Here is a 21377-nt window from a genome sequence, read left to right on the forward strand (position 1 = left end):
GTAGGCCACAGCTTTAACGCCGTCTGAGGGAGTCAGCGCCCTTCTGAGAGCGGGCTTGGCGAATCTACAACGAGGGAGTTCCCGCGCCCTGGCCTCGAATGCCTCATAGTCTCCTGGGTAGCTTCAGCAAAGGCCCGCCAGTACACTTCCACTCGAAACGGCGTTGATCGTTAAAATCCACTGAAGTACCCCCAGGTCGCAACGCACGCAGGCAGCCCAAATGGAAGGTCATAGCTCTGGAACCACCGGCTGACAAAGCCAATGTATCTTATCGGTATCCTGAGCCTAAGAGGCTAATAAAGCTTCATTAATGGCCATGCGTTACCACTCCTTCGACCGCCCCACGCTCAGTCCAACCAGCTCGAATCCAGGAATCACGTTCACCGCAAATGGCCATAATGTACGGTGAGCCTACCGATCCCAAATGAGTTTCGAGGTGGGCAAATACCCCTTCGTCATCATCACTGGGTCTGGCAGGCACGGCTCCAGGGTGGCTATGCCATTCTCCGATATAATGCAAACGCCCCGCTGAGCTAGCTGCCAATGCTTCAATCCGAGGCTTGAGATCTTCCTTGCCACGAATGAAAAAAGTCGGGGCTTGCTTGCTGTCGGGAGGAGCCGTAAGCGCCGCAACGACATGAGCCACATTACGAACCAGGTCAAAGGTGCCTACAAGTACACCTCCTGTTTCGTTTCTGCCCGCTTTACGACGAAGCTCCCGCATCGTGCTGACGACGTCTTCCGTAATAGATACCCGCATAGAGCCTACTTGATAGCGATGTACCTGTTGCACAGGGATAATCACTGCTTGGACAGCTCCCGTCTCAGGTTCCAACCTCCAGACCTTAAAGCATGCGTCGTCGCTCTCGATTAGCTGTGCCACTTGCCCGGCAGCAAGACCACAGAGCGTTTGAAGCTGCCATGGCGGAAGCGGACGTGACAGGTCTTGACAGGCATTGGCATAGCGAATTTTATCCAACCGTGCAGCAGACAAATGTCCGTTCAACTGTGGCTCTGTGGCCACAGACCAGAAGTACTGAGCTTCTATTTCATCAACTTTGACTGCACGTGATTTATTCTCTGCGAGTACAACCAGGTCGGAACCATCGGGCCCGAAGAAGGCACTGGCTCCCCGCCTTACAGGCTGATCAGACAGCCAACCTAATACCGCAGGTGACGCACTGAAATCGATAGCAATCTCAGCTTTTTCTACAGCAGCATCCAGCACAGGTGCCTGCTCCCCAGGTGCGAAAACATTGGCAGGAATCGCTGTATTCCCGCCTTCTTCAAATACCTGATCAAGCTCAATCTCCAATACCGAAGCCTTCGGAAAGCCTATGGAGCCATTTTTCTGCACTTGGCGAACTGTGTTATGTGGCAGAGTAATGTCCTCGTCAACCACCGCCCATGGTCCTATACCGGAGCGAGTCGCCATCATGGTCACGTTCGACCCGATAGCACCGGCACCGATTGCTAGTAAAGGGGTATCTGTTTTATGCGCTGTGCCCGCAAAGTGGCGCGCTGAGGCACGATCCAGCCTTTGTACAACTCGCCAAGGGAGCATGTGAACAGATGCAAGATTTGCATTACTGACATTCCCAAAAAGCTTTTCTGTGGTCAGTCCCGTCTTCTGTTCAGTAATCGTGACGTTCAGCTGTTCTCCAAGCTCAGCTAGGCTTTCGCCAAGGGTATAACACCAAACTTCCGGCTGCTCATCAGGCCCTTCCTCCACACGACGTTTTGGTACCGTAATAATCAACATGGGTTGACGGTTACGCGCGTTTCTCAACTGCTCGGGCGAAAGCAACCACTGCACTAAGCCTTCAATCAAATTGAAACCAAAGCCTAAACATAAGCGCTGTAGGGCTCCTAAATCGAAGGGCGTTCTAGCAAGACCGCGATGCAGTTGACTAGGAAGTTCAGGCGTATAGATGGCGAAATTGTGGTTAGTGACTTCTTTTTCAGGCTTCTCTTTAGACATGCCAAGAGTGATAAGCCCGTTATGCTCGAAGGCCAAACTGGTGTACCAAGGACCTTGCATTTCACCAGACGGGATGATCAGCGTATGTGGGCTTGAGAAGATCAACGGCTCCAAGAACTGATCATCAGCATGAGCGGTGCCAGCGGCCATTAAAGAGAACCAGGTACGCATTCTTTCGATAAGTGCCTGACCTGTGAGATTGGTCGCCAAATCCGACCACGCCTCCTCCCATATACACAGGGCTAACCCGCCCGCCTCACGATCCAGGTTGGTATGGACCATACCGACCGGAAAGTCCTCACGCCTCGACAGCACTCGCGGATGACAAGCGTCGTCGTTCGACATGAAAATGAGCCGAACTGGCTCTCTAGGTCGAATCGGTACTTTGCGACGCTGCTCCAGCTCGATCTCAAGCTCGATATCTAAAACATCAAATGTGTCGTCTCGGCTGATGCTGGTTACCGTCGCATAGGGATGATTCGGAGACTCGACCAGATACCGGACAACCGAGCGAGCCAACTGAGATCGGAGTGCTTCGAACGCCTCACCCATTATCAAACTCCTGCGCGCGGTGCAGCAGTAGTGATGACAACCTTGGAGGTCTGCTTCTGGATCTTGTAACCATTGCTCTTTATCTCGATTACCAATGGCTCTGGTTTAGTTTTCGTGGGGTGCTCCATCGAAACGACCCACTCGCCGTTCAGCTGTTTGGCAACATCCTTGTAGTAAGCAGCTGCCTGCCGATGTGGAGGCTGCCTGTCCTCATCATCAGTTGGAATGACCTTGGAGGTGCTGACCAGCAGCCCACCGGGCTGACCAGCCACTTCGTACAACCACTTGGATGTATCCGTAGGCTTGGTCTTGTTGTCACCCTTCTCAGCAGAAAGAGATTTGTAGCTACAGTGATGCGGGATGTTGTTGATATCCCATTCGAGTCGAGACTCTCGACCGTGAAACTTGGTCACCTCAACAATATCGTCGATGACCTCATGAGTGACGTCAGCCGACAAAATCATCTTCGTCTGATGACCATCCACCTCAAACGCAGCCTGCATAAACAGGGCGTCGTTATTCCGGACGCGCACCACATCATCTTCATCACGTTTACCGAAAGGCGAATGCACGAAAAACTCCACCCCGTCGTGACCCTGGTTGAACTCCGGGCAAAGGGTGCCGGCGTCGCTAATCAGGTTTCGGCGCTTAGCTGGATCGATGTCGCGCTCGGTGAGAAAATCATTCAGCTCTTCAGGCCGGGAAAACACCCGTACCCCTTCGCCGTTAATAAAGCGGTGCCGTGCTTCCGCGCGAAGGGTGCGTGCTTGGCCTTTGATCCCCTTCTCCAGCACAGCATGGGCAGGAACCCAGAGCGTTTTGATCTTGATCCGATCATCATCCTGGTACTTTTCAGCGTGCTCCAGCCAAAAAATTTCCTTGGCGCGGTGACAATGGTCACGGTCCAGATGAGTAAACGCAACAACGTCTATGACCTTCTCATCCCCGAGAATATCGCGTAGCTCTTTCTCAAGGTCGCAACGCCTGTCATCAGGGTCATCGGGGTTATGCATATCCGCATAGTCGAAGAGGATTCGACGACCGTTGGCAAGCTCAATCAGGCAGGTATCGGCGTTACCGATAGGGAAAAAACGAACAATATGCATGCTAAGTCCCTTAGGGTGGGTCGTCGTTAGACTGGCTGAAAGCCTTTACTCATCAAAATACCAGCATACTACATGCTGTAATGCAAAATCAACATAGGTACTATATGAGCCATTTCGCTGAAAATTTGCCTATATGAGAAAGAACTGCTTTAACATGCTTATGGGTAATCTTGCTAAGCGTGTAAAGTCCGAATGGGCTCACCCTACCCGGTAGCGCATCCGGATTGCTGCAATCAGATCGGTTGAATCAACTGACCGCTTTTGGCCGAAACCGGTCCTCCGACATGTTGGTCAACAGCGACACCAGCCCCGCGTCATGCGGGATGCGGACGATAGTGATGGCTTCGGCGCAACTTCTGGTACACTCCCGCCATCCCTGAAGTAGACGGAGACACGATGGAAACGGAATTGAGCGAGTTCGAGCGGCAGATGCGCCGCGACATCAACGCCTTCATGGACAACGCGCAGGAAACACGCCGCAAGGCGGCTACCGCGCCCCCCGAGTGGCCCAGGGAAGCCGGTGAAGAGCCCAAGGCCAAGGCGCCGCGCAGCAAGCCCGAAGGCGCACCCAAGACCGGCCATCTGGTGAAGCTGGCCGTACGCACCAAGCAGCTCGAGATGGACACCGTGTTCGAGCATGTCTCCTCCAGCATCTCCAAGGTCGAGGCCCAGTTGGAAGCCGAGAAGGCCGCGCGCAAGGCCGGCTATCCCATCATCGGTTATGTGATCGAAACCAGCCGGCTGTAATCCCCCCTCGGCTGGGATAGGCTTTGGGCATCGCCCTGCCAGGAGCCCGCCGTGAAGATCACCCAGCTCAACATCTATCCGGTCAAGTCGCTGGGCGGCATCGCCCTGGACACAGCCGAGCTGACCGCCGAGGGTCTCGCCTGGGATCGCCGCTGGATGGTGGTGGACGACGTGGGGCGTTTCGTGACCCAGCGTCAGCTGCCGGCCATGGCACGCATCCGTGTGCATCTCGAAGCCGATGCCCTGGTGCTCAGCCACCCCGAGGCGGCGCCGCTGCGCGTGCCGCTGGCGGTGGGGGCGCTTCCCCTCCTCCCGGTGTACGTGTGGGAGGACCGTTGCGAGGCCCTGGAGGAGGGCGTCGAGGCACGCGACTGGCTGGGCGACGTGCTTGGCGACTGGCGCGGCAGCGGCCTGCGCCTGGTGCGTTTCGCCCCCGAACAGCGTCGTGCCGTCGAGCCCCACTACCTGGCGCCCGGCGAGCGGGCCCATACCGGCTTCGCCGACGGCTATCCGCTGCTGGTGGTGAGCGAGGGCTCGCTTGACGAGGTGAACCGCCGGCTGGCCGCCAAGGGGCTCGATCCGGTGCCCATGAGCCGTTTCCGGCCGAGCCTGGTGGTCGATGACGCCGCCCCCTTCGCCGAGGATGGCTGGGACACCCTGGCCGCCGCTGACAGCAGCTGGCGCCTGGGGCTGCGCAAGCCCTGCCAGCGCTGCAAGATCACCACCGTGGACCAGCACAGCGGGGAGATCGCCGTGCCCGGCGAGCCGCTGCGCACCCTGGTGGAGATGAGTACCCGCGCCGCTCCCGGCGGCTACTTCGGCCAGAACGCCATCGTCCTCGAGGGTGAAGGGACGAGGCTTTCGGTAGGTGATGGCATCACCATGAGGACACACTCATGACCATTGGCGCCATTCCCGTCGACCAGCGGGTTATCGGCATCGACTCGCGCCGTTTCGCCTCCATCGAGAAGGCCCTGGTGGAGCTGATCACCAACAGCGACGACAGCTACGGGCGCCTCGCGCGCGCGGGCGAGAGGGGGAGGGAAGAGGACCCGAGCGGCGAGATCCGTATCGAGTACGAGCGCCACCAGAACGGTGCCCTGCTCAAGGTGACCGACCAGGCGGAGGGCATGTCGTTCGAGCGTGCCGCCAGCATCCTCACCTACGGCGGTGCCCACAGCCCGCTCTCCCGCGGCGAGGGGGAGGGGCGCGGCTTCTTCGGCCGGGGCCTCAAGCAGGCGATCTACGGCCTCGGCCACGGCTGGCTGGAGACCCTCCATGAGGGCCGCCACACCCGCATCGAGCTGTTCCGTGACGCCAATGGCGGCTACCTCTTCGATGACGGTGAAGGCGACCGCGAGGCCACCGAAGGCGACCAGCGTCGGCTCGGTATCCATCGCAACGGCACACGGGTGACCATCGTGGTGGAGAACCCCCAGGTCGCCATCACCCAGTTCCATACCCTGGTGCAGGCACTGGCCGACAACGTCTACCTGCGCGATATCCTCGAGCGGCGCGAGATGAGTCTGGCGCACCTGAGGCGCGGCCGGGTGGTGGAGGAGAGTGGGCGCGTCTGCTTCCAGGAGCCGCCGTCGCTGCTGCTGGTCGGGCCGGAGCAGGCGAGCAGTTTCGTCTTCCAGCAGCAGGAGTTCCCCTTCACCCTGACCCTCAAGCGCTCCCGCGAGGCCGAACTGACCCAGCATGGCGACGACCGCACCAACGGCCTGGTGGTGTTCTCCGGCATGGCGGCCCTGGACTGCCAGCTGTTCGAGTTCGAGAACCAGGTGGGCACCGAGTACCTGTTCGGCAGCGTGCGCTGCCCGGCGCTGCTCGAGAAACTCGCCGAGGGCGAGGCGATCATCAGCGACGAGCGCGAGGGGCTCAATCCCCGCAACGCCTTCGTCAAGGACTTCTCCCGCGCCGTCAGCCGCCTGGTTGCGCCTCACGTGCTCGCCGAGCAGGAGAAGCTCAAGCATCTGGCCCGGGCGACCACCTCGCAGCGCACCGACCATATGATCGAGCACCTGCTGCAGCGCATGAGCCGCGCGGCGGTGCAGGACCTGGGGCTTACGCCACCGCTGGCGAGCGAGCCCGCCGAGGCGCCTGCGCTCGACACCGCCCTGCGCTTCACCACCCCCTTCTACTACCGCCGGCCGGGCCACTCCTTCCATGTCACGCTGCTGGTGGACCGCGCGCAGCTTCCCCAGGGGGCGGAACTTGCCATCGACTATGTGCTGCCCGACTCGCTCGCCATCGACGCCACTCCCACGCAGGTGAGGGTGGAGGAGCTCGGCGAGGAGGGGCGCCTCACCTGGACCCTGAGCGGCGAGGAGGAGGGGGCCCGGGGCGAGATCAACGTGCGTGCCGGCGCCTACTGGGCCTGGTGCGAGATCGTGCTGGCCCGCCACGCCTCCCACCACGGCCATGGCGGCGTGCCCCATGCGCCGCGTCGCGGCCCGTCGCGAGATCACGGCGAGGCGATGTTCCTGGGCTACGAATTCCGCAACCTCGAGGAGACCCTGGACCGTGCCGTCTACAGCCCCGAGGAGCGCAAGATCCTGATCAACACCGGGGCCCCGACGGTACAGCTCTACGTGGATGGCCGTGGGCACTTCCGTGACTCCGCCAGGCTGCTGTTGGCCGAGCTCTTCCTGGAGGTGATCGCCGAGGAACTGGCCACGCGCACCCTGGAGAAATCGGGGCGCCAGGGCAGTGTCGCCGACTTTCACGCCACCAAACGGGCGATCGTCCGGCGCTATGGAAGCGAGATCCATCGCTCCTTCCTGAGCGTCTGATGGCGTATAGTGGAACTATTTTCCAATAACTGTTCGCCGCGTTATCATGGGTCTTCAGCCTCGACATTCAGGAGCCCTGCATGAGCTTTCACGTCTATCTATCCGGCGAGATCCATACCGACTGGCGCGACGAGATCCAGCGTGGCGCCGAGGCGGCCGGCCTCGACGTGGTGTTCACCGCTCCGGTGACAGACCACGACGCCAGCGATGCCGCCGGCGACCACCTCGGCGAGACCCCCAGCCAGTTCTGGCGCGACCACCAGTCCTCCAAGGTCAACGCCATCCGTACCCGCACCCTGATCGAGCAGAGCGACATGGTGGTGGTGCGTTTCGGCGACAAGTACAAGCAGTGGAACGCGGCCTTCGACGCCGGCTACTGCGCGGCACTCGGCAAGCCCTACGTGACCCTGCATGGCGAGGAGATCGTCCATCCGCTCAAGGAGGTCGATGCCGAGGCCCAGGCCTGGTGCACCACCACCGACCAGGTGGTCGAGATCCTGCGCTACGTGCTCAAGGCCTGAGGTCGGTCGGCTACACTGGGGGCGTCACCCATCACAGGAGGACGCCCATGAGCCTGGCCCTCAAGCGCGCCTTCGAGGCGCCTGCCCCCGAGGATGGACACCGTGTGCTGGTCGACCGGCTATGGCCACGGGGCGTGGCCAAGGCCGACGCCAGCATCGATGCCTGGCCGAAGGAGGTCGCTCCCAGCGACGCCCTGCGCAAGGCCTTCCACGCCGGGGAGCTCGGCTGGGGCGAGTTCCGGCTCCGCTACCTGGCCGAGCTCAAGGCGCACCGCGAGACCCTGCGCCCGCTGGCTGAGCGCGCCGCCCGGGAGCCCGTGACCCTGGTGTTCGCCGCCAAGGATGAGCGCCACAACAACGCCGTGGTGCTCGCCCAGTATCTGGCCATGCTCAAGCCGCGCTAGGTACCTGATAGTCGTTAACGGGACAAGGCGGCCAAATCCGCAGCAACTGCTAACTTCAAGGTTAAGGCGGTGTCTTGCCGCCATCCTGCGAGGTGGCCGTCATGCTGTTCATCACCAACCGTTTTCCTACCCAGAGCATCCGTACCCGAATCGACCGCAACTTCACCTTCGATCTCAACAACAACGCCTCCAGCAACTCGGTGTTCTACTGCGAGCGCCAGGCAGAGGGGAATTATCAGGAAATCGGCAGCTCAGCTTTCCTCCAGCGGCTCAAGGAGACCGAGGCTCGCCAGGTGCTGATCTATATTCATGGCTTCTCCAACCTGCCCGAAGACGTATTCACTGCGGTTCGGGAGTTTCAGGGGCTCTGTGATGCCGCCAGGCCCGGCGAGGTGCTGGTGGTCCCTTTGGTCTGGCCCTGCGACAACGACCTGGGCGTGGTCAAGGATTACTGGGACGATCAGGAATCTGCCGACTTGAGCGCCTTCTCCTTCGCCCGGGTGCTGCAGCGTTTCCTGGACTGGCGCGAGGGCGAGCAGTTCGAGCAGGATCCCACCCCCTGCCTCAAGCGCATCAATGTGCTGGCCCACTCCATGGGCAACCGCGTGCTGCGCGAGACACTGCGCGTCTGGCGCAAGTACTCGCTGCCGGGCGGGGTGCCGCTGCTGTTTCGCAACACCTTCCTTGTCGCCGCCGATATCGTCAATGAGTCGTTGGAGGAGGGGCGCAGTGGCGAGCTGATCGTGCATAGCTCACGCAACGTGACCGTCTACTTCGCCTCCGATGATCTGGCGCTGCGTGCCAGCAAGGCCTCCAACCTGAAGAACCGCATCGCCTCCCGGCGGCTCGGCCATACCGGGCCGGAAGACATGACCCGGGTGGCACGCAATGTGTTTGCGGTCGACTGCGACGACGTCAACACCCGCTATGACTACCCCAAGGGGCACTCCTACTTCCGTTCCGGCGAGAAGCACGGCGAGCCCGGTGTGGTATTCCAGCATCTGTTTGTTGCCCTGGAGAGTGGCCGTGTCTTCCCCGAAGACGAGACACGCCGCATGACCATCCTGCGGGGCTGAGGTGCCTGGCATCATAGCTTGACCGCCTGCACGTGCATCCAGTCGAAGTTGCGTGTGCGTCCCAGGCTGACCCAGCCCTCCTCTTCCCAGAGGCGCCACCAGGTGTCGTATTCTGGCCGGGCCAGCCGTGCCCGGTCGCGTCCCCACTTGAGCTTGTTGTGGGCCGGGTCCCAGTCGATGGCCAGGCCCCAGGCATGGGTCGACCAGCGGGTGCCGCCGCGCTTGCGACGCTTGTTGTAGCAGCCGCCATACCGGTGAAGACCCAGTTCCCTGAGGCGTTGCGGCCCGTAGTGGTCATGCGCCCGACTCAGGATGCGAGCCAGGCTGTCGGCTACCAGTTCGTGGCAGCCGATGCCGCTGGGGCAGGTGTTGAGGTCCCAAGCCAGCGCGAGTTTCCAGGGGCAGGGTACTACCGTCAGCGGCGGCTTGCGTGTCGGCGAGCCCAGCGCCTGTTCAAGCTCGGCCTCTCGATACCAGTTATTGGGGTTGGCATCCGTCGGCTGCCGGTCGCGCCAGGGATCTGGCTTGCTGCCGGTTGTCTGCAGCGTGGCCAGAACGCTCGCCGCATACTCGGTCTGGGGACCCCAGAGACCGTCGATGGGGCCGGCCTCGATCTTGCTCAGTTGGCAGGCCAGCTGCAGGCACGCGACGGCGCGTCGTCGGTCGCTCCAGCGCTCTGCCCCGTCGGGCAATTGGCTGGCATGGTTCCTTAACGTGGCATTGACGGCGGCAAGGGTCTTCGGTCCGCGAATGCCATCGATACTGCCATGGTAGGTCTTCTGGTCAGAAAGGAACTGTTGCAGGGTGCGAACGGCGCTCTTGTTCATGTTTTGGTCTCCTCCTCCCGTGATCCTGGCGCACCTGTCAGCATGGCTAGGCGGCTGCCCTTAGTGTAGGCGGCTGATGCCCAGCGCGTTCGGTGGTACTGTTCCCTCATTCGAATGAACTCAGGCTTGGGCGGCGTTAGGCCGCCCGGGGCAACAGGGAACAGCAACGGAGCGGGCCTTGGCTCAACTCGAACATATCCAGGCGCTGGAGAAGCGCCTGTGGAGCGCCGCGGACAACTTGCGCGCCAACTCGAACTACGCCAGCAATGAATACTTCCTGCCGGTGATGGGCCTGGTCTTCCTGCGCCACGCCTACAGCCGCTACCTGGCGGTGAAGGACGATATCCAGGCCAGCCTGCCGTCGCGGGGTGGCAAGACCCGCGAGATCACCAAAGAGGATTTCTCCCAGCGCAGCGCCATCTACCTGCGCCCGGAGGCGCAGTTCGACCACCTGGTGAGCCTGCCGGACAGCGCCGATCGCGCCCGCGCCATCATCGACGCCATGGAGGCGATCGAGAACGACTACACCTCGCTCAAGGGTGTGCTGCCCAAGAGCGAATACCAGGAGCTCGACAACGAGGTGCTGGGCCAGCTGCTGCGTACCCTCAACCCCGACGAGCTCAAGCGGGTGAAGGGCGACGTCTTCGGCCGCATCTACGAGTACTTCCTCACCCAGTTCGCCGACCAGGGCGCCCACGACGGCGGCGAGTTCTTCACCCCGGTGTCGCTGGTCTCACTGATCGCCCATGTGCTCGACCCAGAGCGCGGCACCGTACTGGATCCGGCCTGCGGCTCCGGCGGCATGTTCGTGCAGAGCGCGCGTACCGTGGAGGAGCATGGCGACAACCCTAGCGAGCGGCTCACCTTCCGCGGCCTGGAGAAGAACGCCACCACCGTGCGACTGGCCAAGATGAACCTGGCGGTTCATGGCCTGGAGGGCGATATCCAGCGCGCCATCACCTACTACGAGGACCCCCACGAGCTGGTCGGCAAGGCCGACTACGTGATGGCCAACCCGCCGTTCAACGTCGACGAGATCGATGCCGAGAAGATCAAGGCCGACCCGCGCCTGCCCTTCGGCTTGCCGGGGGTGAATAAGAAGGGCAAGGTCTCCAACGGCAACTATGTCTGGATCAGCTACTTCTACAGCTACCTGAGCGAGCGCGGCAGAGCGGGCTTCGTGATGTCCTCCCAGGCCTCCAGCGCAGGTCGAGACGAGGCGCGGCTGCGCCAGGCGCTGGTGGAGACCGGCGACGTCGACGCCATGATCGGCATCCGCGGCAACTTCTTCTATACGCGCAGCGTGCCCTGCGAGCTGTGGTTCCTGAACCGCGCCAAGCCTGCCGAGCATCGCGACAAGGTGCTGATGATCGACGCCCGCCAGATCTATCGCCAGGTGACGCGCAAGATCTACGACTTCAGCCCCGAACAGCAGCAGAACCTGCAGGCCATCGTCTGGCTCTACCGTGGCGAGACCGAACGCTACCTGGCGCTGGTGGAAGCGTATGGCCGGCGCACCCTGGCCGAGGCCGCCGGTTGCTTCGAGCGGCAGGATGAGGAGGGCAGCACCGACGCCCCCCTGGCCGACTTCGACACGGCTCTGGATGCCCTGGGCGAGAGCGCCTCGCCCTTCCTCGATAGCCTCAACGACGCCTCTCCCTCGCTGGCGCCGCTCGCGGAGGCCCGCGAGGAGCTGGCCCAGGCGCGTCGCGCTTTTGCTACCGATGTCGCGGCCTTCCGCGAGACGCTGGCCGCCGAGCAAGCAGAATGGCGCGGGCCGTCATTGACCAACGTTGCCCTCAAGCGGGCCGTCGACCGCCTGACGCCCCTGGCCGAGGCGAGCCGCGATCTGGTCAGGCAGACGGACCTGCTCTACAAGCTGGCCTGCCGGGTCATCGACAGCTGCGAGCAGGAGTATGCCGCCAAGAAGAGCCGCCTGTGGCCCAGCCGCGAGATCAACCGTGCCCGCAAGACCGCCGACGCGGCGCGCCATGAACTGGTCGAGAAGCTCAAGGCCGTGCGCTATGTCTGGAAGCAGGCCCACTGGCTCACCGAACGCTTCCCGGAGGCCAAGCTGCGCGACGTGGAGGGCCTGGTCAAGCTGGTCAGCATCGAGGAGATCGCCGCCAACGACTGGAGCCTGACCCCCGGCCGCTATGTGGGTGTCGCCCCGGAAGAGGAGGACGAGGACTTCGATTTCGAGGAGGCCCTGCGCGAGATCCATGTGGAACTCGCTGATCTCGACGCCGAGGCGACCAGGCTGGCTGCGAAGATACGCCGCAACTTCGAGGAGTTGGGGGTATGAGCTGGGCCACCATGAAGCTTGGCGATGCAATAACACTCAAACGCGGCCATGATCTGCCAAGCTCTCAACGAAAGGAGGGTGCGGTTCCGGTGGTGTCATCATCAGGCATTACCGGCTATCACACAGAGGCGAAAGCCACTGGGCCTGGGGTTGTGACCGGGCGCTATGGGACCTTGGGGGAGGTTTTCTATGTCGAGGGCGACTACTGGCCTCTAAATACCTCGCTGTATGTCTGTGACTTCAAAGGCAATAGCCCGAGATACGTGGCTTACCTTCTTAGGAATTTGCTGAGGAATTTCCAAAGCGAGAAGGCGGCCGTTCCGGGAGTCAATAGAAACGCCCTGCATCAGCTTGAAATCAGGATGCCATGCGTGAGCCTTCAGCAAGAAATTGAAGGAGTTTTGTCCTGCTACGATGACCTCATCGATAACAATCAGCGCCGCATCCAGCTCCTCGAGGAATCGGCTCGATTGCTCTACAAGGAGTGGTTCGTCCATCTACGTTTCCCCGGCCATGAGCACGTCAAGGTCACTAATGGCGTGCCGGAGGGGTGGTCAAGAAGAAAGCTTGTTGATGTGACTTCGAAAATTGGCAGCGGTGCAACCCCGAAAGGAGGGGCTTCGGCCTACCAGTCGGAAGGCATTGCCTTGATCAGAAGTCAGAATGTCTATGACTATCGTTTTGACTCTAGTGGACTCGCCTTTATCAATGATGAGCAGGCTGATAGGCTCTCCAACGTTGAAGTTAACGGCTCCGATGTGTTGCTGAATATCACTGGGGCATCGGTAGGGCGATGTTGCTTGGCCCCCGATTATCACCTTCCTGCCCGCGTCAATCAGCATGTGATGATCATTCGATCCGATTCTGAAAAGTGCGGGCCACACTACCTGCTGCATTTCATTAACAGCTATCGTGAGAAGCAGAGAATCCTTGCCTCGGCGGGTGCAGGTGGCTCCACTCGCGAGGCCTTGACCAAGAGCTTTGTACAGAACCTTAAGATTACGCTTCCTTCAAGAACTCTGATGGAGCAGTTCGAGGAATTTTCCAAAGACTGTTTCGAGCAGAAGCAAAAGCTGGAAATGCAGAATATTCGCCTCGCCAAAGCCCGCGATCTGCTGCTGCCCAAACTGATGAGCGGAGAGCTGGCCGCATGAATCGCCAGGCGCTGAACGACCTGCTCGCGCTCGGGGAGGGCTTTACCACCGAGTTCAAGAAGGCCGGTACCTCCGGCCTGGGCCGGGAGATCTGCGCCTTCGCCAACGCCACCGGCGGGGTGATCCTGATCGGCGTCACCGATGCCGGCGAGGTGGTCGGCGTGGCCGACCATAACAAGCTGAAGTCCGACGTGCAGGCCACGGCGCGCTCCGCCGAGCCGCCCATCGCCGTGGAGGTGGAGAGCACCGGCGAGGTGCTGTGCGTGACCGTGCCGGCCCAGCACAGCAAACCCTACTCCTTCGGCGGCAAGTTCTACCTGCGCGAGGGCGCCTCCTCCCAGCAGATGTCGCGCCAGGAGATCCGCGAATTCTTCTACCATGTCTACGTGTTCAAGGATCGGGTCGAGGTGGTCAGCCCCGGCGGCCTGCCCGCTGGCATGAGCGAGGCGGACCTGGGCATCAAGAGTATCCCGCGCAATCCGCTTCTGTTCGGCATGCTGCACCGCATGGAGGCCGTGGAGCATATCGGCTCCGGCATCCGGCGCATCCGCCGGCTGTGCGCCGAGTATGGCGTGGCCGAGCCCGAGATCGAGGTATCGCCCCACTGGTTCGTGCTGCGTTTTCCGCGGCCGAGTATTGCCGAAGAAGCGGGCCAGGAGCGACTGGGTCCCGATGCTGCGGAAGTCACCCCGGAAGTCACCCCGGAAGTCACCCCGGAAGTCACCCCGGAAGTCACCCCGGAAGTTCGCCTGTGTGGGGTCTTGGATGGGGAAATGTCGCGGCAGGCGCTTCAGGAGAAGCTTACCTTGAAGGATGCCGAGTATTTCCGTAAAGCTTATTTAGTGCCTGCCTTGGAAAAGGGGCTGATAGAGATGACCCTGCCCGACAAGCCCCGCAGCAGCAAGCAGCGCTACCGGCTGACCGAGCGCGGTCGCCGCTATCTTGAGGAACACGCCCCGGAGCAGAACGACAAGGATGCGTGATGAGCCCGAGCCCCTACAGCGAAGATACCCTGGTCCAGCAGACCACCGCCGACTATCTGGAACAGCGGCTCGGCTGGCGCTCGGTGCTGGCTTGGAATCAGGAGGACTTCGGGCCGGATAGCCTGCTGGGGCGAAGCTCCGAGCGCGAGGTGGTGCTCACTCGCACGCTGCGCGAGCGGCTGGTTCGGCTGAACCCCGGGCTGCCGGCCGAGGCCTACGACGATGCCGTGCGCCAGGTAGTGGCCTCGCCGGTGGCCCAGTCCCTGGCGGCCACCAACCGCGACAAGTATGCCCTGCTGCGCGACGGCGTCTGGGTCACCTTCCGCGACGCCAAGGGCGAGCGCTGCCGCGAGCGCCTGCGGCTGATCGACTTCGACGAGCCGGACAACAACGACTTCCTCTGCGTGCGCGAGCTGTGGGTGCAGGGCGACCTCTACCGCCGCCGTGCCGATATCATCGGCTTCGTCAATGGCCTGCCGCTGCTGTTCATGGAGTGCAAGAACATCGGCAAGCACCTGCGTGCTGCCTTCGAGCAGAACTTCTCCAGCTACAAGGGCGAGGTGCCGCACCTCTTCCATCACAATGCCCTGGTGGTGTTCGGCAACGGTGAGAAGGCCAAGCTGGGGTCGCTGACCAGCCGCTGGGAACACTTCACCGACTGGAAGCGCCTGGCCGAGGAGGACCCGGGCTCGGTGGACATGGAGACCCTGCTCAAGGGTGTCTGCGAGCGGCGCAACTTCCTGGATATCGTCGAGAACTTCATCCTCTTCGACGATTCGGCAGGTGAGCCGAAGAAGATCATCGCCCGCAACCACCAGTTCCTGGGCGTCAACCGGGCGGTTCAGGCCGTGCGCGAACGCCACCAGCGGCAGGGCAAGCTGGGCGTGTTCTGGCATACTCAGGGCTCCGGCAAGAGCTACTCCATGGTGATGTTCACCCGCAAGGTGCACCGCAAGCTGGGCGGCAACTTCACCTTCGTGGTGCTTACCGACCGCGAGGACCTCGATACCCAGATCTACAAGACCTATGCCGGCTGTGGGCTGGTGGACAACGATCGGGACCCCTGCCGTGCCGGCAGCGGCGACCACCTGGAAGCGCTGCTGGGGCAGCACAAGGCCTACCTGTTCTCGCTGATCCAGAAGTTCCGCCCGGAGATGCCGCCCAACCGGCGCGACGACATCATCGTCATCTCCGACGAGGCCCACCGTACCCAGTACGGCAGCCTGGCACTGAACATGCGCAACGCCCTACCGCAGGCCAGCGTGATCGGTTTCACCGGCACGCCGCTGTTCAAGGACGACGAGATCACCCGGCGGATGTTCGGCGACTACGTTTCCACCTATGACTTCCAGCGCGCCGTGGAGGACCAGGCCACGGTGCCGCTTTACTACGACGCCCGCGGCGACAAGCTGGGTGTGGCCATCGGCGATATGAATGAACGCATCGCCGAACGCCTGGAGCAGTTCGAGACCGACGATGTGGACGTGGAGCAGCGCCTCGAACGGGATCTCAAGCGGGACTATCACATCATCACCGCCGGCAAGCGGCTGGACAGGGTGGCCCAGGACTTCGTCGAGCACTACGCCAACGCCTGGGAGACGGGCAAGGCGATGCTGGTGTGCATCGACAAGATCACCTGCGTGCGCATGCACAAGCTGATCGGCTTCTACTGGGACGCGAAGATCCACGAGCTGGAGAGGTCACTGGCCAGGTGCGCCGATGAGCAGGAGGAGCTGTTCCGGAGTCGGCAGCTCGCCTGGATGCGCGAGACGCGCATGGCTGTGGTGGTCAGTGAGGAGCAGGGCGAGGAGGAGAAGTTTCGCCGCTGGGACCTGGATATCACACCCCACCGACGGCTGATGAAGGAGGGCATGGCGCTCCCCGAATCGATGCGCGAGCTGCCCCAGTTCCGCCACATGCAGCGCATGGCCCTGGATGACGCCTTCAAGGCCGAACAGCACCCGTTTCGTATCGCCATCGTCTGCGCCATGTGGCTGACCGGCTTCGACGTGCCGAGCCTCGCCACCCTCTACCTCGACAAGCCGCTCAAGGCTCACACCCTGATGCAGACCATCGCCCGCGCCAACCGGGTCAGCGAGGGCAAGAACAACGGCCTGATCGTCGACTACTGCGGCATCCTGCGCCATCTGCGCAAGGCGCTGGCGACCTTCGCCGGCACCACCGGGAGCGGCGACCCGGGGGATGGCCGCGATCCTGCACGCCCAGAGGTAGAGCTGCTGGCCGACCTGGATGAGGCGGTGGCGATGACCAAGGCCTTTCTTGAGGAGCGCGGGGCCTCGCTGGCGGCGGTGCAAACCACCAGCGGCTTCGAGCGTAACGCGGCCATCGTCGCTTGCAAGGAGGCGGCCAACCAGAGCGACGAGAGCCGCAAGCGCTTCGAGGTGATGTGCCGCGAGGTGTTCAAGAAGTTCAAGGCCTGTCTGAACGCCAAAGGCATCAACGCCCGCCGTGCCGACCGGGATGCCATCGATATCGTCTACAAGAGCCTGCAACAGGACCGCGAGCAGGCTGATATCTTGCATATCATCCGCGAGCTGCATGGCGTGGTGGATGAAGCCATCGAGGTTCGCGAGCCGAACGATCGCGTGCGTGAAGCCGGCGTCTACGATATCAGCGCCATCGACTTCGAGCGCCTCAAGAAGGAGTTCGAAAGGCACAAGCAGCAGCGCACCCTGGTGCAGGAGTTGAGCCAGGTGGTCGAGCAGAAGCTGCAGCGTCTGCTGCTGCAGAATCCGTTGCGTACCGACTTCCAGAACCACTACGAGAAGCTGGTGGCCGACTACAACCGCGAGAAGGATCGCGCGACTGTCGAGCAGACCTTCGAGGGACTGCTGGATACGCTGTCTGAACTGGATGAAGAAGCGGCCCGGGCCAAGCGGGAGGGGCTGGATGAAGAGTCGCTGGCGATCTTCGATCTGCTGCGCAAGCCGGAGCTCAGCGGCGCCGAGATTCGCCGCATCAAGCGGGTGTCGGTGGAACTGCTGGAGAACCTGAAGGTGAGGATCACCGAGATCGACCATTGGCAGGAGCGCGAGTCCAGCCGCGATTCGGTTCAGATCATCATCCGCGACTTCCTGTGGGACGACCGCACCGGTTTGCCGGTGGACCATTACAGCGAGGAAGAGGTGCTGGAGAAGACAGGCGAGGTCTTCCGGCACGTGATGCGAGCTTACCCGCGTGTACCCTCGCCGGTCTACTCAGGGCAGGCGTTGCACTGAGCCACGTTCGACATGGGTATGTGCCCGTTACAGCGACGCCGCCTCCGGCCAGTGCCGGGGCGGCGTCGTGATCAGTGGTGGGTACGCCCTACAGCGTCATGAAGGGCTGGGCCTCGCCGTCACGGAACTGGTAGACGTTCCATGCCTCCTGCTTGGGTCCCGGCATGCCGGGGGTGCCGATGGGCATGCCGGCAAGGCCGATGCCATCGGTGTCAGGGCGCTCCTCGAAGAGCCTCTCCAGCGCCTCCATGGGCACATGCCCCTCGATGACATACTCGCCCATCTCGATGGTGTGGCAGGAGCCCAGGCCATAGGGCAGGCCGGCGTCCTGCTTGACCTTGCCCAGCTCGACATCATCGACGATGGTCACCTCAACGCCATGCTCCTCGAGATGGCGGGCGTACTCGTCGCAGCAGCCGCACTGCGGGTTCTTGTAGAGGGTCGCCTCGGCGGGCAGGGCGGCATGGACGGTGCCGGCGCCCAGCAGAAGCGCCGCGGAGACCAGCAGGGAGGAAGGGGTTCGTTTCATATGAGGGTTCTCCTGAGTGGCGAAAGGCGTCCGGGGCTTGCCGGTCATGCGACGGCCGGCCTTATGGATGCCCCATTGTGCACCGTGCGTCTTCCGGTCGTATATGATCCAGCGCAAGTGACGCTGCGGCGACCGACCGGCGCCTGATGGCAAGCAGCCGGGGGCAAGGCGCGTCATCATGAGGCTAGTGGGGATGACGAGACTGGCATTCACCATGAGCTTACAACCTATGGGTTACCCCATGGTCAAGGGCTGCCTGTCACGAATCACGGATGGATCAGTCGCTGTCGGCGGGATGTTGCGGCAGCGCTTCCACCAGGCCCAGCGCCACGCACAGACGCACCAGCACGGCCAGGTTGGCGGCACCCAGCGCCTTCATGGCGCGCAGCCGGTAGACTTCCACCGTCTTGGGGCTGATCCCGAGATGGTCGGCTACCTCGCGGCTGGTCAGGCCCCGGGCCACGTGGACCAGGATCTGGCGCTCCTTGGGGCGCAGCGCCGCATAGCGTTCACGCAGTGCCTCCAGGCGGGCGAGGGCCTGGCGCGCCTGCTGGTGGGCCAGCAGTGCCTGCTGCACGGTATCGATCAGCTGCTGGTGGTTGAAAGGCTTCTCGAGGAAGTCGCGGGCCCCGGCCTTGAGGGCGGCGACGGCCATGGGCACGTCGCCGTGGCCGGTCATGAAGATGACCGGCGGGGTGTTCTCCCGCTCGGCGAGGCGCTGCTGCACCTGGAGGCCCGAGAGACCGGGCATGCGCACGTCCAGCAGCACCGTGTCGAATCCTGCAGGATCGGCGGCCAGGAAGGCCTCGCCATCGGCGAAGGGGCAGCTGGCGATGCCCACGGAATCCAGCAGCCAGGCCAGGGAGTCACGCAGGGCCTCATCGTCGTCGACGATAGCGATGCAGGGTGGAGCTGTGTCGGTCATGGGCGCGTCATGGCGTCGGCGTGGGAGGGCTCGGCGAGCAGTGTAGCGGCAAAGGTGGCGCCGCCGGAACCATCCGGCGAGAACAGGCGCAGGTTGCCGCCCATGGCCTCCATCAGCGAGCGGCTGATGGCCAGGCCCATGCCCAGGCCCTCGGCACGGCCCGAATGGAAGGGTTCAAAGATGCTCTCTGCCTGGTCGACCGGTACCCCGGGGCCCTGGTCGTTGACCGTCAGGGTCACCTCGCGACGCCCACTGCGCCGGGCCCTGATCTCGACCCGCCCGGCGTGGGGCTGTTCGCGACTCGCCTCCAGGGCGTTGAGCAGCAGGTTGACAAGCACCTGTTCCAGCGCCACCGGATCGGCGATCACCCGCGGCAACGGGTCCGCGAGGACCAGTTCGAGGTCGACCCGGGCCTGCTGGTACTGCCATTCACAGAGCCGGCAGGCGGCGTCCACCACCTCGGCCAGCGTCACGGGGCGCGACCGGACCTGTCCCTTGCGCACGAAACTGCGGATATGGCGCAGGCGCTCCGCGAGACGCTCTACCTGTGCCTGGATCCGCTCGAGAGGCAGGCGCAATGCCTCGGCGGGCTGGCCTGCATCGAGCTTGAGCAGGGCGCCGCTGGCGTAGTTGGCGATGGTGCCCAGTGGCTGGTTGAGCTCGTGGGCGATATTGGAGGCCAGCTCGCCGGTGGTCGCCAGCCGATTGGCATGGGCGATCTGCGCCTGATGCTGGCGCGCCTGCTCCTCGGCGGCCTGGCGCAGGCGGATATCGCGATTGAGCAACGACACATGGCCAGGCTCGGAGCCGGGGCCCGAGTGCGCCATGACCACGCTGAGTACCGGCACCGGCCCCTCGGGGCCGCGCATCTCCAGCTCCCCGCTCCAGGAGCCGTAGCGGGCCACGGCGGGCAACACGATATCGCGCAGGTCGGTCAGCGAGCCCTCGACATAGGCATCGGACAGGTGCACGGTACCGCCCGTGCGCGGCAGCTGCAGGAGATGGCGTGCGGCCTGGTTGGCGTAGAAGAGCCGCTCATCGTCATCCATGAACAGCACGAACTCGGTGGTCGACTCCACCACCCGCGCCAGGCGTTCGCGGTTGGCCTCGGCGTGGATGCGACGGCCCACGTCCCGGGAGACGCAGAGGATATCGAGCAGCTCGCCGCTCTGCGGGTCGCGCCGGGTGCGGCTGGTGGTCTCGAACCAGACGTAGTGGCCGTCCCGGGCGCGGAAGCGGTAGGTCTGCTGGTAGAAGCCATCGTGGTAGTAGACCCGCGGCGACTTGTTGAGCAGGTCGGCCAGGTCGGCGGGGTGGAAGAGGTCGTAGGCGGAGACCCCGATCAGTTCCTCCGGCTCATAGCCGAGCAGGTCGCGGGCGGCACGGGAGGCGTACAGGAAGGTGCCATCCCGGGCATGGCGCGAGATCAGGTCGGTGCTGCTCTCGGCCAGCCACTGGTAGTGGTCGCGCTGCGCCGCGAGGGCGCGGTTGTGCTCCTCCAGCTCGGCACAACGCGCCTCCAGGTCGGCCAGGCGGGTGGTGCTGTCGCCTTGCCTGGTCATCAGCGCGCCGGGTCGACCAGGCCGCCCAGCGAGGCATTGCGCCGGAACCAGCCGGCGATGCTGGCGCGGGGCAGGCGGGTGGGGAGCACCTCATGGGGTACCGTCTCGGAGAGGAAGCAGGCGAAGTTGCCGGCCGCCGGCCGGACTCGAGCCACCTCGCGCTCGGGGTCGTCGGCAGCGAATATCAGCATCTCGCCGCCGCCGTCCTCGGGCCAGTCGGGGTTGAGGTAGCCCACCGTGGAGATCACCCGGTTGGCGCGGCCACGGAAGCTGTCGAGGTGCTTGCGATAGAAGGCCCCGGGCGGATAGTGGGCGAAGTGCGCCTCGTACTCGAAGAGCCCCAGGAACAGCGCCTGGTTGAGCGAATGCTGCAGCTCGCCCATGGCGGCCAGGTAGCGCCGCTGGGCCTGACTCTCGCGGTCGAGCCAGTGGATGGCGTCACCGCGGATGTCGCGGCGCAGGGCGTGCTCGTTGCCGCGGCCGATACCGGCCGCGGCCAGGGCATCGCGCTCGGCGCGCTCGCATAGCTCGGCATGCAGGGCGGCGCAGACTCCGGCATCGAGTACCCCTTCGCCCAGGTACCAGCCCTGTTCCACCAGAGCGTCGATCAGGTGGGGCAGGGTCGCGGGGGACAGCACGGGAGGGGCATTCGGCGTGGCAATCTGCATTCG

17 protein-coding genes are annotated in these 21377 nt (G+C 63.1%); 10 read left to right on the top strand and 7 right to left on the bottom strand.

Annotated features, from left to right (window positions below):
- Positions 1-307 precede the first annotated feature (307 nt).
- Positions 308-2533: an anti-phage 6A-MBL system cap2_3 protein gene (cap2-3, locus tag NFH66_RS05375; protein WP_349608934.1), complete on the bottom strand. Its 2226-nt coding sequence runs from the start codon at positions 2531-2533 to the stop codon at positions 308-310.
- A gap of 2 nt (positions 2534-2535) precedes the next feature.
- Positions 2536-3639 carry an anti-phage 6A-MBL system MBL-fold protein gene (gene mblB, locus NFH66_RS05380; RefSeq protein WP_349608936.1) on the bottom strand — a complete coding sequence of 368 codons (1104 nt, stop codon included), beginning with the start codon at positions 3637-3639 and terminating at the stop codon, positions 2536-2538.
- 396 nt (positions 3640-4035) lie between these two features.
- On the opposite strand from mblB, the gene NFH66_RS05385 reads away from it, so the two are divergent.
- The 6 genes from NFH66_RS05385 (at position 4036) to NFH66_RS05410 (ending at position 9182) form a co-directional block, all read left to right on the top strand.
- The gene (locus NFH66_RS05385) at positions 4036-4386 is read left to right on the top strand and encodes a hypothetical protein (protein ID WP_161432549.1); all 351 of its coding nucleotides are present in this window, start codon (positions 4036-4038) and stop codon (positions 4384-4386) included.
- A gap of 51 nt (positions 4387-4437) precedes the next feature.
- Positions 4438-5286: an MOSC domain-containing protein gene (locus NFH66_RS05390; protein ID WP_349608938.1), complete on the top strand. Its 849-nt coding sequence runs from the start codon at positions 4438-4440 to the stop codon at positions 5284-5286.
- Entirely contained in the window at positions 5283-7181 is a 1899-nt protein-coding gene (locus NFH66_RS05395) for a hypothetical protein (RefSeq protein ID WP_349608940.1), read from the top strand. Before NFH66_RS05390 ends, NFH66_RS05395 begins: the two co-directional genes overlap by 4 nt.
- An 80-nt stretch (positions 7182-7261) precedes the next feature.
- A complete protein-coding gene (locus NFH66_RS05400; protein WP_232912410.1) occupies positions 7262-7702 on the top strand; it encodes a YtoQ family protein in 441 nt (146 codons plus the stop codon).
- A 47-nt stretch (positions 7703-7749) separates the two neighbouring features.
- Positions 7750-8106: a DUF488 domain-containing protein gene (locus NFH66_RS05405; protein ID WP_349608942.1), complete on the top strand. Its 357-nt coding sequence runs from the start codon at positions 7750-7752 to the stop codon at positions 8104-8106.
- A gap of 101 nt (positions 8107-8207) precedes the next feature.
- Positions 8208-9182, top strand: a complete 975-nt coding sequence (locus NFH66_RS05410) for an alpha/beta hydrolase (RefSeq protein ID WP_349608944.1) — start codon at positions 8208-8210, stop codon at positions 9180-9182.
- Between the two features lie 11 nt (positions 9183-9193).
- Here the strand turns inward: NFH66_RS05410 and NFH66_RS05415 are convergent, their stop codons facing one another.
- Complete coding sequence (locus tag NFH66_RS05415; RefSeq protein ID WP_349608946.1) at positions 9194-10009, bottom strand: M15 family metallopeptidase; 816 nt, start codon at positions 10007-10009, stop codon at positions 9194-9196.
- Positions 10010-10187: 178 nt separating this feature from the next.
- Here NFH66_RS05415 and NFH66_RS05420 point away from each other — a divergent pair, with 178 nt between their 5' ends.
- The 4 genes from NFH66_RS05420 to NFH66_RS05435 are packed head-to-tail and all read left to right on the top strand — an operon-like array spanning position 10188 to position 17690.
- Positions 10188-12314 (top strand): class I SAM-dependent DNA methyltransferase, encoded by a 2127-nt coding sequence (locus NFH66_RS05420; protein WP_349608948.1) that lies wholly within the window; start codon positions 10188-10190, stop codon positions 12312-12314.
- Entirely contained in the window at positions 12311-13468 is a 1158-nt protein-coding gene (locus NFH66_RS05425; protein WP_349608950.1) for a restriction endonuclease subunit S, read from the top strand. Before NFH66_RS05420 ends, NFH66_RS05425 begins: the two co-directional genes overlap by 4 nt.
- Positions 13465-14451: a Fic family protein gene (locus NFH66_RS05430; protein ID WP_349608952.1), complete on the top strand. Its 987-nt coding sequence runs from the start codon at positions 13465-13467 to the stop codon at positions 14449-14451. The genes NFH66_RS05425 and NFH66_RS05430 overlap by 4 nt, the downstream gene beginning before the upstream one ends.
- Positions 14451-17690 carry a type I restriction endonuclease subunit R gene (locus NFH66_RS05435; RefSeq protein ID WP_349608954.1) on the top strand — a complete coding sequence of 1080 codons (3240 nt, stop codon included), beginning with the start codon at positions 14451-14453 and terminating at the stop codon, positions 17688-17690. Before NFH66_RS05430 ends, NFH66_RS05435 begins: the two co-directional genes overlap by 1 nt.
- Before the next feature lie 88 nt (positions 17691-17778).
- Here the strand turns inward: NFH66_RS05435 and NFH66_RS05440 are convergent, their stop codons facing one another.
- The 4 genes from NFH66_RS05440 to NFH66_RS05455 form a co-directional block, all read right to left on the bottom strand.
- Positions 17779-18219 carry a DUF411 domain-containing protein gene (locus tag NFH66_RS05440; protein ID WP_349608956.1) on the bottom strand — a complete coding sequence of 147 codons (441 nt, stop codon included), beginning with the start codon at positions 18217-18219 and terminating at the stop codon, positions 17779-17781.
- A 277-nt stretch (positions 18220-18496) separates the two neighbouring features.
- Positions 18497-19144, bottom strand: coding sequence for a response regulator transcription factor (locus tag NFH66_RS05445; RefSeq protein ID WP_349608958.1), 648 nt, complete (start codon positions 19142-19144; stop codon positions 18497-18499).
- Entirely contained in the window at positions 19141-20706 is a 1566-nt protein-coding gene (locus NFH66_RS05450) for a PAS domain-containing sensor histidine kinase (RefSeq protein ID WP_349608960.1), read from the bottom strand. Before NFH66_RS05450 ends, NFH66_RS05445 begins: the two co-directional genes overlap by 4 nt.
- Complete coding sequence (locus NFH66_RS05455) at positions 20706-21374, bottom strand: 2OG-Fe(II) oxygenase (RefSeq protein WP_349608962.1); 669 nt, start codon at positions 21372-21374, stop codon at positions 20706-20708. The genes NFH66_RS05450 and NFH66_RS05455 overlap by 1 nt, the downstream gene beginning before the upstream one ends.
- Between the last annotated feature and the right edge of the window lie 3 nt (positions 21375-21377).

Source organism: Halomonas sp. H10-9-1, from assembly GCF_040147005.1.
Classification (GTDB): Bacteria; Pseudomonadota; Gammaproteobacteria; order Pseudomonadales; family Halomonadaceae; genus Halomonas.